The sequence below is a fragment of the Neobacillus sp. YIM B06451 genome (genome assembly GCF_032667185.1).
In the GTDB taxonomy this organism is placed as follows: domain Bacteria; phylum Bacillota; class Bacilli; order Bacillales; family Cytobacillaceae; genus Bacillus_D.
In genome coordinates, this window is the sequence record NZ_JAVFKJ010000014.1 from 104,007 (window position 1) to 116,691 (window position 12,685).

Genomic DNA, 12,685 nt, shown 5'->3' on the forward strand with positions numbered 1-12,685 from the left:
GGGTGCGTTGTTTAATTAGGACGAACGCACCCAAAAATTTCTATTGTACGACATGGACTTCTACAATTTCGTTAAATGATATTTTTTGTATGTACTCTTCCTCGGTTTGTAAATAAATCATCTTATTAATATCGTCAAGACGATTTACTCTCCCTTTAAAACACCAATAAACGCCTTCATTCCAAATCTTGATGTGAATCAAGTATGAGAACTCCATAGCAAAGCATATTTGATCTTCGATCTTGTTGAGTGCATACTCGTCCAAAATGGGCTTTTGGATCTGTTCATTTTCTTTCCACATCTCTTTAAGCATTTTCCCGTGTTCAGGTAAGAATGCAGCCGTTTGCCACTTTAATTTACCGCGGTCTCTAATGGTCAAGTTTATTACTCCTTTCTTTTATTTAATGGAACGTATGTTCTTATTATAAGCATAAAAAAACCTATCATGTGAGATAGGTTGAAATTTAAGAAATATATTTAACGAACGAAGGAATACGTAATTTCCCATCCTTAGTATGTAAAAAGGGAAATCATAAGTTTTCTCACGAAACGTATAATAGATGAAAAGCCCAACCAATAAATTGGTTGGGCTTTTGAAATATCAAAAAGGATAATGATTTTTACTTTTGCAATAAAATTGTGCGCTAAACTATAAATACAAGTATTTGACACGTATCTGTTCTATGTAAGGTATAAATTTCATCCTTACTCAAAGTGTTGCTAAATTTTTTGGAATAGATCAAACGGCACAGATAGGAGCGATGGTCGACCGTGGCCAATCGGCTAAGGTAACTTGAAGCTTTTAAGAAGAATAACCTTTAATAAATAAAAGAATTCAGTACGAAAGTTTTGATTTTTCAAGTTGCAGAGGTTTGTTAACTCATAACAGCCTTTACACTATTACTACCGTCTTCCGCATTATCAAGTGTTTATCAATTGGTATTTAGATATGAATTGTATCCAAGTTAATTATATTCATCATTGCGAATTGGACTTACTTGAAAAGTCTTTTGACGCTTTGGTGAAAGTGATGTATATTTCGACAAAATTGAAGACGAGTTCAAGATATGGGAAGAGGCTCTGTGATAAAACTAATACGATGGGGGTAAAGATTATGAAAGATATTTCTCAAAAAAAAGATAAGGAACTAAATAAAGAGGATTATATCCTTAATTGGTACTTAGCTTTAAATGATTCAAAAACGAAACACTATCTTCAAAATGACTTAGGCGTTACGTCCTTACTACACTTGGCCGAGGAAGATATTGAGAAAGTGAAGACTCGTATAAATGAAATTCGGACAGAAAAACAGAGGAGATTACCATTAGAGAGAAAAAGGGAGCAAAATTATTATAAAATTGAATTGCTTGTATTTGCAATTATATGTTTCATTATCTATGCTTTAGCCTTTATATATGGTGTATCGAAAGTAGGTCTTAACCTAGTTAGTATTCTGTTACCCATGGGATTTCTGCTTCCCGCACTTATGATAGCTATTCGAAATAAAATCTTCAGTGATTTTATTAGGGATTAAAATGTCCAATAATAAACTTTGAATATTAAACGGTATTCTTTAATTGTGTTGATTTTTTTATAAAGGTACAGTCGGGCTAGTTGAATGCAGTTATAAAAGATGGCTCATACTGAGCCGTTTTTTAATGTATTTGTAATGTTATATTACTCCTTATGCTTTCTAATACATCTGTTTTTTTTCAATCAAATAACATTTTCTTCTCCCAAAACGAAACCCATTACAAAAAGAGGTGGGTTTTAGGGGCCAGTAGATGCATTAGATATACGATGGAATAAAAAGTATCATTTAGGCAATCCTAACGATATAAAAAGTATGGGGTGAATATTATGAAAGTACCGTTAATGTTGGTCATGGTATTTTTCCTTATCGTCGGAAATGCATCAGCTTCTGAATTAATCGAAACAGGAAAAGAAGTGGAAGTAAAAGAGTTCGCATCAAAGACGTTTATATATCAGGTACTTCACACATGGATGGTACATGATGCATCAGATTATTATATTAAAAAATACAAAGCAAAATCAGTAGGTTGGGAAGGTCCAAAACTAGAAAAAATTCGAATCTGGATTAAAGATATTAAACCCAGCACCGATAGAACCTACACTCATGTTGTAAGAGTCTTCTTGCCCTATGAAAAAGTAATTATTGACGATAAAAAAGAAATAAAGGCAGCAGATACATTTATTTATGCAATTAATGCAAATTTTCTTCCGTTTTGCCCAGAATCAGGTAAATCTGAAAAAGAAATTAAATTAATCAATTCTTACCATAAGGTACGACAATAAAAAACTCTAGGCGGGTGCGTAGATCCAGTAAGGATTTAGGCACCTTTTTGTTGAAATCCTTAATGAGCTAAAGGGGCAGGTTAGGCAGTTTTAAAAATATCGTTGCGACGGACTTTTATCGTCTGGTAAACTGCTTTTTTATATTCATATTACTCCTTTTGATGATTAGAGATTTTAATGTTATAGATTTTGTTTCGTATATCTTGTTTTTCAGATTCAGATAATGAAGATTCTTTAGTGTTAAGGGACAATTTAAATATAAGTTTCATGTGTGTTTTGAACCAGTCCATTTGTTTCACCCCCATCCGATTACCCCTTTAGACGATTTATAACTCTAAAAGAATTCAATTTAAAAGGAAATATTTTCTTGCCTGGGTTGGGAGTCGAAGAAAACAACATTGCTATTGTTGTTCTTATTATTGAATAAGAATATTTGTTATTTACTTGGACAAACTATACTTAAATATAAGTTTAGGGTGAGAGCTTTGAAAATAAGATTTCCCTTTTTATTGTCCTTATTGGCTGTATTAATTTATGGGATCAATAGTGGAACCATCTATGCAAGTAAAAATGACAAACCCGATGCATATGAAAAGATTTTTCCTGAAATGGGATATAAAACCGTTCATGAGGCGAAAAGAGATTTTGAACATCATTTTAACCAAAAACTGAAATTGCCACTAAGAGTTCCGCCTATAACATTTACTCACCATTTCGGCAGATTTAATAATTTGGATGGTGATATTAATGACTCATTTAACATGGTATTTATAAGTGATATATCACCCGAAAATCATTTTAAAATTGATGTCAGACCAGTTAAGCATAAAATAACACTTAAAGATAAATACGTTTTACAAGTCTATAATTTAAAGAACGGCAATGAAGCAAAGTATATGAACTTTTCTGGTTTTAATTTACTGGTTTTTGAAAGAGACAATTGGCAATATATATTTAGTGTTGATAAAAGGGTTTCTGATAAGGTTACTCCCGAAACATTAGTCCAGATAGCGAACTCAATTGATTATTCTGCTGAATTGAATAAAAGATTTTTTCAATAAAGAGGTGCATTGATCCAGACGGATAAAGGCACCTCTTTTTGATTTCTTAATGACTAATATGCAGCGTCATTGACCATAACGCTACGACCTCCCAATACGACTGATTCGGAGAACGAATTATACATTCCTATATCCAATATTTACTGTTTAACAACCAACACCAAAAAGGTTGAGGAAAAATGCCATCAGATAACAGGAAAATGATGGACAATGCGTTGAAAAAAGTAGTTATCCCTATACTAAGGGGCCAAGGATTTAAATGTTCGTTCCTCCATTTAAGACGAGTAAATAACAATATATAGATTTAATAACTTTCCAATTTAACAAATGGGGAGGAACTTTTATAGTGGAGTTAACTGTTTCCCCGTTAAACGGTATTACAGAGCCCTGGGGTGAACACATTCCACCAAACAAAATAACAGCTCACCATAATTAATAAAAGATATAGATTAGGAGCAAAATCTGAAGATAAAGATGGAATATGGTTTAATTTTGAAAAAGCAAAAGCAGAGGGTGACTATAACCAGGTTGCATTAAGGGTTTTGAATTCACTCAACACATCTGATTCTTTGTGGATTTCGAATTTATCTAAATAAAAGCCTTCTTGATCTGACAGGGCAGTTTTCTTTTATAAGGATAAAATAAAAATGGCTGCAAATCACCTTATGGAATATAATGTAAGAGAGGGGTGTTTATATTTGGCTGTAATTTGGTTTTTTATTATTCTTATTCTCGGCATTTCGGGATTTGCATTAATAATCGACTTGAAACGAAAGAAAAACAATTATAACTTTCATATTCCAACCAATCCAAACACTAAGCCAGGGGATAGTTCAAATTATATAATGGGCGATAATAAAGACACTGGAGGAATTCAATAACCGTTTGCAACTAACTAAAGCGATTTTTCAATAGCGTAGGGTCGCTTTCTTATTGAAGTTACGGGGCAGGTTAGTATTAGACCGTAATGTGATTGAATTTTAGGGTAGAGGGAGGGGAAACAGCATGACAAGTGATATTATCATAACAGTAATTTTTATGATTCCAGTGTATGGATTCTTGATTTGGTCTTATAATTGTCCAGAAGATAGTATTTTATTTGGAAGAAGGTGGATGTACCGAGAGGAACCTGAACTTTCTTCAAATTTTATCCGTTATACTAAGTTTGCGTCAATTTCCGCCATGGTTGGAATCCCTTTTGTTCTTACAAGCATTTTCTTAAAACCTTATGTTTTCGGTCTTGCTGTAATAGTATTTATCTTTGTCTTTATAATTGGTGCATTTTTAATATTTTCAAGTGAAAGTAAATCCTAAATTACGCTTATTTTTATAGGATTAACAGGTGCGATGATTCTGGAAGGAATTTCGCGCTTTTTTGTTTTCCTTATTGTATAAATGGGGCAGATAGCTCAATAAAGACTTACACACAACTTGGAGCTTTAAAAATCATATTACCACATACAGACGAAGGAATTTCAATAAGTTGCGATCAAAGAGCGGAGTTTTTCGTTACTTATGGAACAAACGGGGTAGTTAAATTGAATAAGAAAAAGATATTCACTTTATAACCCTGAAGCATTGCATTGAGAAATAACCATGATTATTATAAATATAACGAGAATAGCCTCAAGTGTAGCATTTTTACTTCCGTTGTACTTGTCTTGTTGTATAAATTTTCGATACAATGCTTGGGTTTTTATTTTTTTAATCATCTTGATTCATTCCACTATCCCCCTTAAAAAGTGACACCCTGGGTGCTTTGATCGAAGCAGGATTTAAGGCACCTTTTTGATGAAATCCATATTGAACAACGGGGCAGGTTAGTTTAAGAATCTGATTATGGGATTATATGTTAAAATATAAGAAAAAGGTTAGGGGGAAGGGAACGTGAAAAAACTCCTTGTTTTGCTGACTTTTTTAGTAATCCTTTTGTCTGCTTGCCAATCTAAGACATTATATTTTAACGGAGAAAGCGAAAACTGGACTGGTAAGGTTAGAGTGATTCAAACAGGTGATACCCAAGAACAAAATTTCACATTGAAGTATGAAGGAGAGAATCTTAAAAACGTCACTGGCAAGCTAATTGAATATCGTATTGAAGAAAGTACGGGCATTAGCGAAGGTACAGGTCCTTTATCAAAAGGAGGCGTTTTGAAAAGTAATGATTTTGGAGATGTGTGTAGTGGTTGTGCGTTTGTTCAAGAGGACAGTGTGTTTACGATAACCGTTAAATGGGATGAGAAAAGGGAAAGTATTAAATTGAAAAAGCAATAACCTTTTCATAGCGACTTTAATAATGTCGTTTTTCTTTTATATCTTATTAAACTATCAGGTGCGTTGATCCAATAGGATTAAGACATCTTTTTTTGAACCCCCTATTGCGTAAACGGGGTACAAAGCAATGCCTAAACATGATCAGTAGAGGTTTTATAATAAAAGAAAATTTTGAATTGGATAGAAAAGGTTTCAAGCAATCAAAGAGAAAAAATTGGACAAGAAGAGCACTCGTATATTGTAAAAATCTGTTTTGAGAGTAGCCTGAAAATGTTTGATATTAAAGCAAATCAACATAAAATAATGAAAAACAAAGTTGCTTTGTAATGCTATTTACCGTCCATTTGATTTTAATGTTCCAAATTATATACCAAACGAATATCCCAAAAAATACTACTTCGTTTACTTATCTAATATATTGGAGGCTATTTTGGTTAATTTTTGTTATAATAAAAACAAACAGCCGTTATATCTAGTTACCCATCTAAATTAGATTTTCTAGCGGAAAGATTATTGTTGGGTAACCCCACAAAAAAACAATCCGCTCCCTTGCTTACCAGGCTCAAGGGCGGATTGTTTTTTGATTATGTATCCAAGGAACGAGTAGTTATTTTTGTGGTATTAATTTTTACAGGGGGGCAAAAGCAGGCGTCACCTTTCCCTCTGATTATCAGATTGATATATGGCTTTTTATTGCTAGGTATAACGGGTCGGTTAAGGAGTAATAAAATTCAATTAACTTACACAAAAGGGTGCAATTAGGACTCTTATTGTAATGTTTATAACTACACAATTAACAATGATTTTCGATATGTTTTTTAAATTCGACATCTATTTTTTCCTTTTCTTCGGTAATATCAATTTTTGGGTTCATCGCCTTTTTTTTGTATAAATCATATATTTTTATCTCTAATTCTAAAATTTTTTCACAATACTGGTCAGGCTTAGGCATATCAATTTCATATTCAGCTGGAATTTTTAATAAATAGATATGAGATTTTGAAACAAATCTTTTTTTAATTTTATAATCATAAAATTCTTGTCCAAAAAGAATGATATTAGCTATGGAGTCCGCAATATCGAGTGCTAACTTTGCACTTGTAGAGTGTCTAAATGCAGCCGTATAACTAAATAAGCCGTAATCTGCAAAACTATGTACAATTACATTTTCCTTTAAAGTACCATCTTCAAAAATTCGAATGCCAATAAAGGTAGAAGGGACTTCCCATCCTTCTTTTATTTTAGACTCACGATAAACTTCAATTGTTATTTCGTTAGCCCGAATTATATTCAAATCATAGTTTCTCCATAACATATCTTTCATTTTATAATCATTAGTCGATTTTCCATTGGATTCAATACTTTCCACATCAGTTAAATTTGTTGAAGAATCATTTACTTTACCTTTACTTTTGGAATTATTTCTAAAAAAAATCATAATACCGCCCTCCTATAAAATAACAAATATCATATAAAGTTAGTTGTGGAAAAAGTCCGTATATCCTCCAAAAATATACTCCCCTTAGGGAGCTAACACTTTACCTCGGGATAAATAATTGAACCTAATCCTTGCTCCGATGGGTATGGGGGGGTGTTACTGTTGAATTCCTATTTACTATCCTGATCATTAAAATGAAAAAGAAAAGCTTGTAAAACTGAAGGGGGCGTTAATCCAGGCAGGATTAAATGCCTTTTTTATTGAAATCCTTATTAAACGAACGGGCAGAAGAGTTGAATAGTGATGTGTTATGCCTTACATTAAAAACGAACAAATGTTTCATTCCTAGGTGAAGGGGTGTAGTTGAATGAATAATAGTAAGACTAAGTTGGTGTTTTATGGTGCTGTAAGTTTAGACGGCTATCTAGCGAGAGATGACCATTCATTAGATTGGTTATTAGGTACAGAAGGTGAAGAAGAAATTGGTGCTACGGAGTTCTTTTCTACTATTGATATTGTTTTAATGGGCAGAAAAACTTATGAGCAAATCGTGCTTAATCTACCTGATGATGGCTTTCCATATAATAAGGGTAGGGAGTGTTATGTGTTTTCTCGTTCATTAACTGGTTCTGATAATAATGTCAAATTCGTTAATGACGATATTGTCAATTTTACAAAGTCATTAAAAGAGGAAAAAGGGAAACGGATATGGATTGTCGGTGGTGGAGAGGTTCTTTACCCTCTTCTTCAAGAAAGGCTTGTTGATGAATTTTATATTCAGTTCGCCCCAACCATCTTGGGGCGCGGGATTCCACTATTCTTACCGAGTGAGATAGAGAATGAGTTGAAACTGTTAGATGTAAAGCATTGCAAGCAACTTGCTGAATTACACTATGAGTTAAAGTAAGGGGCACCCAGAGGGAATCAATTAAATCAGCTAATAGAAGCTCGTTCCTTATTGCACTAACGGGTGCGTTAATCCAGGAAGGATTAACCGCCCTTTTTGTTGAAATCTTTATTAAGCAAACGGTGCAGGATAGTTAAACTTTTATAGCTTATTACATATCCTTTGACATATCCTTCAATGAGGGGGAGTCTATATTGAGTAAAAAAATATTGGCAAGAATTGTTGTTATCATTAGTTTAATTCTTCTGGTTTGTCTAATATTAGTCAAGATTAACCAAGACGAACCCGTAAGAACAATTAATAGAACATCGGAAAGTAAGGAATTGACTCGACTTATTAATGAAATAAAGGAAAATTTTAAGGATAACAAAGAAATTAGTGAAATAAAACTCCAAAACGGCAGAGTTGTTATAGCCACAACTTTAGATAGTTTAGATGTGAATAAGGCCGTAACATTTGCCAACCAGATAACGGAGAAACTAACTCAACTAAATCAACAAGATGTCGTGGGTATCTCTTATAACGTAGAGATTAATGATAAAGCAGGAAAAGTCATTTCAGAAATTCGAATTGAAAATTAATACTTATATTTCATATCCCTAAACTAACGGTGCGTTCATCCAGGCAGGATTAGCACCCTTTTTTTGTTGAATTCCTTATTGAGCAAACGGGGCAGGTTTGTTGAAAAACAGGAGGAGATGTCGTGATTATTAAATGTGTATTTGGTGTGACTTTGTACAAGAAAAAATCAAATCAATTAAAAATTGACCCCATATTACAAAATAGACATGATTGGTGAGTAAAATAAAAACAGCAACTGAAGAGAATCAGTTGCTGTTTAAGCTTTAAAGGATACAATTACATTTCTTTGTTTTTAACTGCAAAAACTACATCAGCATAAAATTTTCCGTCTAATACTACTTCATAACGCCATAATCCGCTTCTAGGAACTGAAAAGGTAGCAGTAAAGCGTTCTAAAGTAGAGTAGCCAGATGTCGGCTCTTTTATTTTTTCTGGCGATAGAGCTGTGATTTTCTCTCCCGTTTGTTTATGGTAGGCATAAATAGCTAATTCTTTTCCTCTAAAAGTCTCAAAAGGTGCCGTGAAATGAAATATATATCCAAACGGTTTACCAGCATAGAGAGCGGGGTCTGGGAAAACTTGTAATAACACTTTCCCGTCTTTTACATATTCATTTCTTTGTTCCCAATTATCAATTGTTTGTTTTTCAGTTTCTATCGATTTTTTCTCAGTTTCCGTTGAACACGCAGCTATAAAAAATAATGACACTAAAAACAAACAAAATAAAGCTGATTTTTTCTTCACTTTTATCCCTCCTATTATAATATAGACGTAAAAGAGACTCATATCTCATTTATTTTTTTTTGATTACTATTTCATATTAACATAAAATTCCATACGACCTGCAAAATGGTCCGTTTTTTTGAGCATTTGAAAAATTAAGTCTGGTTTCTAATGCTAACATGGTGTGATTATTAATGTTTTTTTACTTTTGTTCCCTTTAACAAGCTGTGCTGAAAGATACTTTAAAGCTGATTTAGGAAATATTTATGCCTCTCGTCATGAACCTTATTTATTGCGGGTACGATGTCCAGGAAAGATTATCGCCCTTTTTTGTTGAATTCCTTATTGAACATACGGGACAGGTTAATTAAAAAATTAGCATTTAAAAATGACGTTTTCGAAATCCTCATTAACACTTATAGGTCACTCTTTTTTGGGGATATTAAAAAAAGGGGTGAAGATGATGAAGAAATATATCTTAATATTGTTAATGGCTCTTTTGTTATGGGATACAGGGAAAGCCTACGCAGTCGATAGGCTTGTTATATCACACATCATATCTGATAAATGGTATGAAAATATCTTTTTAATAGCAGATAAAGTAGATGGTACTGCTACTAGAAACTTTACCGTTCAAATTGGCGGTGGAGTTAGCGATGTTGGTGGAGAATTATTATACAACTTCCCAAACTGGTATAATTCCAAGTTCGGTCCTCAATTATTTAATGAGGATATTAATAGCGATGGGTTAAAGGATGTTATAGTCGGTTTGATTTCTGGAGCAGGTGTGTCATTATCGACAAAAGAAATCCATGTTTTAAATCAAGTACATGACCCTTACCAAAGATACGAAGAAGTACCAGTTGAATCCATTAATGATGCCGTTAAGCGACTTGTGAAAATGGAACGAAAAGGTAATGAAATCAGAGTTAAAATTGGCAAAAAGAAATATGTAGTGAACTATTTAAAGTTTGGATTCCAAACTCCTGTTGACACTCCTGGAGTAGGTACAATTGAAGATTATGAGCCTAAAGATGGTATCCTCTATGGCTCAACAAATGTATTCGTAACTATCCCTGAGGCTTATTTAGGCAGTCTAACAGTTAAATACAATTGGGATGGAAAGATGTATAAAGCTGAATCAATTACATTTAATGAGGCAGAACCACTTAAGCCATAAAAGTGACTACTACTACAATAATCCTAGGGCATTAAGTTGGTACACAATACGGAATTTAATGTGAATATAAAGAGATGTGCTTAGTCAATTAACGGATGCGATGCTTAAACAAGACATAGCCCTTTTTTAGGCTGTTTAGCGAGAAGATTGTGAACAAATGTACTTAAACTAAAGGGTGCGTTGATCCAGGAAGGATTAACCGCCCTTTTTGTTGAAATCCTTATTAAGCAAACTCGGCAAGTTTGTTGAAGAAATAATGAACAATACCGATATAAAAGTAAAAATGAACTAAGCTGTTTTGGGTATAAATAGTTTGATACAAAGTAAAACTACTCCTTAATAAGAAAAAGGAGTAATGGGTAGTGAAGAATATCAGAGTAATAATAATTTTAATGTTATTTAGCTTGAGTTTTATTATTCACACTAAAGCAGAAAAAAATCAAATTAGTCAAACGGACTTGGAAGAAATATTGTTATTACACTTCCATAAACAAATAGTAAACTCAGTAAAACAAAATTATGAAGTTACTTTTCCACAATTTGAAGGTCCGAAGATAGTCTCGATAAAAAAGGGAACTGTTCCAGAACCCTCCGAAGAATTAAAACCAGCAAAAATATACGAAATTGTTATTATTGTTACCGTTCTAAATACATCTAAAAAAAATCGAACCCTGGAAATCACGCTTAATAATGATAACCCAAAAGGCGATTTTTCTGTTATAACAATAAAGAAACGATAGGATTTTCACTATTGCGGTACGGGTAGAAGGACTTTAGATTGTGCTGCAAAACAAGGTGGTACTATTTATTTGAATAACGGATAGAGCACGAGAGCAACGGATAAGGGGCGGTGTATAGAAACATTTTTGATAAAACTCCTGCCAAGGTCTGTCGCTCAGTTGGACATAAATCCGTGTTGTTTAATTCTTATCGTGTTTGTTAAGCAAACGGAGAAGGTTAAATGAAGTAAGATTTGTCTCGTTTTGTAATTCGATTTTTACCACTTTATTAAAAATTTGGTTTTGTTTTTTCATCTTCATTTTGAATTTTGGAAATAATTTAAGCTCATTATTTAGAATGGTAAAATTGTTCTCGACTTTCACTAAATTTTCCCTCCAATATTACTTTCAGCGTATTGAAACAACCCACTGTTTTGACAATGTAGCTCCCCCAAATTTCTTACTAACATATAGACGAAATCATTTTAATTTTCTTGCACTTTTAAATAAAATTTTAATAAAATTCTCCTCCATTTATTCTTTAAAATATATCAAAAGTATTTTCCCTCTTTAGTTGTATAACTTGGAAAACTTCTTAATGGTTTATGCTTCTGGTAACAGCAAATTAATTAAAAAAGCTGTTCCTATAAATAATAGTGATTTATTTCTTGCTGCCATAAAAGGCGGCATTTATTGTTGAATCTCATCATGATCAGGTGAGGCAGGTTAGTCTAACAAAGATGCACAACTTTTTATTCCAAAATATGTTAATATATAGGTAACTAATATTACTTGAGGTGAGAATGGAATGAATAGAATACCATTTGAGCGACCGACCGAGCATTATGACGAACGTTTATACCCAATTGATGAGCAATTATGTTCTCTATTAAAGCAAAGAAAAGATACGACAAACAATAACCCAGGTTTTCCACCACTAGAGAATATTTCAAAATGGGCAGAAAAGTATGACCTTTATGAGGACCTATTAAAGTCGCTTTTTGGTGTTCTAGAAAATGATGATCGTTTTCGACCGCGGGTGGAACCAACCAATTTTCAAAATTATATACCAGTCTTAAAGTCAGTAGAAAAGGAACAATGTCTATATTCAGTTACATTCATTCGACAATATGCAAATGCAAGTGTTGTGAATTTCAACATTGATTGGGAAGCCGATGATGAAGACAGATTTCACCGACACAGTTTTTGGGAATTATGGATTGGTGAGGAATATGATTGTAGAGGTACTTTCGGAGGAGGTACCGAAGGTCACATAAATTATAACTTCGTTGTTTCGCCTCCGTTACCTGATGATATTTCTGGTATGAAGTTTATATTTAGGGAAAAGAAAGCTCCCTTTAAAGAAAAACCAACAGGACTAGAAATAATAATGAATTTTGTAAAGTAAATTGAGCCAATGGTTAAAATCCTTAAATTGTATACCTACACTTATGAGTGCAATAATCCAGGAAGGATTTCCGCACT

At 33.1% G+C, this 12,685-nt stretch carries 14 protein-coding genes; 11 read left to right on the plus strand and 3 right to left on the minus strand.

The window, feature by feature from the left end; all coding sequences use genetic code 11:
* Positions 1 to 40 precede the first annotated feature (40 nt).
* A complete protein-coding gene (locus RB160_RS19255) occupies positions 41 to 379 on the minus strand; it encodes a YolD-like family protein (protein WP_316572060.1) in 339 nt (112 codons plus the stop codon).
* Positions 380 to 1,114: 735 nt separating this feature from the next.
* On the opposite strand from RB160_RS19255, the gene RB160_RS19260 reads away from it, so the two are divergent.
* The 6 genes from RB160_RS19260 to RB160_RS19285 all read left to right on the plus strand — a co-directional run bounded on the left by RB160_RS19260 (position 1,115) and on the right by RB160_RS19285 (position 5,651).
* Positions 1,115 to 1,534, plus strand: coding sequence for a hypothetical protein (locus RB160_RS19260; RefSeq protein ID WP_316572061.1), 420 nt, complete (start codon positions 1,115 to 1,117; stop codon positions 1,532 to 1,534).
* Between the two features lie 326 nt (positions 1,535 to 1,860).
* Positions 1,861 to 2,316, plus strand: coding sequence for a hypothetical protein (locus tag RB160_RS19265; RefSeq protein WP_316572062.1), 456 nt, complete (start codon positions 1,861 to 1,863; stop codon positions 2,314 to 2,316).
* Between the two features lie 485 nt (positions 2,317 to 2,801).
* The gene (locus RB160_RS19270; RefSeq protein WP_316572063.1) at positions 2,802 to 3,377 is read left to right on the plus strand and encodes a hypothetical protein; all 576 of its coding nucleotides are present in this window, start codon (positions 2,802 to 2,804) and stop codon (positions 3,375 to 3,377) included.
* Between the two features lie 647 nt (positions 3,378 to 4,024).
* Positions 4,025 to 4,258 (plus strand): hypothetical protein, encoded by a 234-nt coding sequence (locus RB160_RS19275; RefSeq protein WP_316572064.1) that lies wholly within the window; start codon positions 4,025 to 4,027, stop codon positions 4,256 to 4,258.
* A 124-nt stretch (positions 4,259 to 4,382) separates the two neighbouring features.
* Positions 4,383 to 4,691 carry a hypothetical protein gene (locus tag RB160_RS19280; RefSeq protein ID WP_316572065.1) on the plus strand — a complete coding sequence of 103 codons (309 nt, stop codon included), beginning with the start codon at positions 4,383 to 4,385 and terminating at the stop codon, positions 4,689 to 4,691.
* A 573-nt stretch (positions 4,692 to 5,264) separates the two neighbouring features.
* Entirely contained in the window at positions 5,265 to 5,651 is a 387-nt protein-coding gene (locus RB160_RS19285) for a hypothetical protein (protein ID WP_316572066.1), read from the plus strand.
* A 793-nt stretch (positions 5,652 to 6,444) separates the two neighbouring features.
* Here RB160_RS19285 and RB160_RS19290 read toward each other — a convergent pair.
* Positions 6,445 to 7,089, minus strand: coding sequence for a hypothetical protein (locus RB160_RS19290; protein ID WP_316572067.1), 645 nt, complete (start codon positions 7,087 to 7,089; stop codon positions 6,445 to 6,447).
* A 367-nt stretch (positions 7,090 to 7,456) separates the two neighbouring features.
* Between RB160_RS19290 and RB160_RS19295 the strand changes: the two genes are divergently transcribed.
* Together RB160_RS19295 and RB160_RS19300 are read left to right on the plus strand one after the other, a co-directional pair.
* Positions 7,457 to 7,996 (plus strand): dihydrofolate reductase family protein, encoded by a 540-nt coding sequence (locus RB160_RS19295; RefSeq protein WP_316572068.1) that lies wholly within the window; start codon positions 7,457 to 7,459, stop codon positions 7,994 to 7,996.
* A 194-nt stretch (positions 7,997 to 8,190) separates the two neighbouring features.
* Positions 8,191 to 8,577, plus strand: a complete 387-nt coding sequence (locus tag RB160_RS19300; protein WP_316572069.1) for a hypothetical protein — start codon at positions 8,191 to 8,193, stop codon at positions 8,575 to 8,577.
* 277 nt (positions 8,578 to 8,854) lie between these two features.
* Here RB160_RS19300 and RB160_RS19305 read toward each other — a convergent pair whose 3' ends face one another.
* Positions 8,855 to 9,322: a hypothetical protein gene (locus tag RB160_RS19305; RefSeq protein WP_316572070.1), complete on the minus strand. Its 468-nt coding sequence runs from the start codon at positions 9,320 to 9,322 to the stop codon at positions 8,855 to 8,857.
* Positions 9,323 to 9,761: 439 nt separating this feature from the next.
* Between RB160_RS19305 and RB160_RS19310 the strand changes: the two genes are divergently transcribed.
* The 3 genes from RB160_RS19310 to RB160_RS19320 all read left to right on the plus strand — a co-directional run bounded on the left by RB160_RS19310 (position 9,762) and on the right by RB160_RS19320 (position 12,608).
* On the plus strand, positions 9,762 to 10,481 hold the full coding sequence (locus tag RB160_RS19310; RefSeq protein WP_316572071.1) for a hypothetical protein: 720 nt from the start codon (positions 9,762 to 9,764) through the stop codon (positions 10,479 to 10,481).
* A 362-nt stretch (positions 10,482 to 10,843) separates the two neighbouring features.
* Complete coding sequence (locus RB160_RS19315) at positions 10,844 to 11,221, plus strand: hypothetical protein (protein WP_316572072.1); 378 nt, start codon at positions 10,844 to 10,846, stop codon at positions 11,219 to 11,221.
* 787 nt (positions 11,222 to 12,008) lie between these two features.
* Entirely contained in the window at positions 12,009 to 12,608 is a 600-nt protein-coding gene (locus RB160_RS19320) for a hypothetical protein (RefSeq protein ID WP_316572073.1), read from the plus strand.
* Positions 12,609 to 12,685: the final 77 nt, after the last annotated feature.

Excerpts from the sequence above, each read along its gene's own strand:
- RB160_RS19260 (WP_316572061.1), top strand. The coding sequence starts at position 1,115 with ATGAAAGATATTTCTCAAAAAAAAGATAAGGAACTAAATAAAGAGGAT.
- RB160_RS19265 (WP_316572062.1), top strand. The coding sequence starts at position 1,861 with ATGAAAGTACCGTTAATGTTGGTCATGGTATTTTTCCTTATCGTCGGA.
- RB160_RS19275 (WP_316572064.1), top strand. The coding sequence starts at position 4,025 with ATGGCTGCAAATCACCTTATGGAATATAATGTAAGAGAGGGGTGTTTA.
- RB160_RS19280 (WP_316572065.1), top strand. The coding sequence starts at position 4,383 with ATGACAAGTGATATTATCATAACAGTAATTTTTATGATTCCAGTGTAT.
- RB160_RS19290 (WP_316572067.1), bottom strand. The coding sequence starts at position 7,089 with ATGATTTTTTTTAGAAATAATTCCAAAAGTAAAGGTAAAGTAAATGAT.
- RB160_RS19295 (WP_316572068.1), top strand. The coding sequence starts at position 7,457 with ATGAATAATAGTAAGACTAAGTTGGTGTTTTATGGTGCTGTAAGTTTA.
- RB160_RS19310 (WP_316572071.1), top strand. The coding sequence starts at position 9,762 with ATGATGAAGAAATATATCTTAATATTGTTAATGGCTCTTTTGTTATGG.
- RB160_RS19320 (WP_316572073.1), top strand. The coding sequence starts at position 12,009 with ATGAATAGAATACCATTTGAGCGACCGACCGAGCATTATGACGAACGT.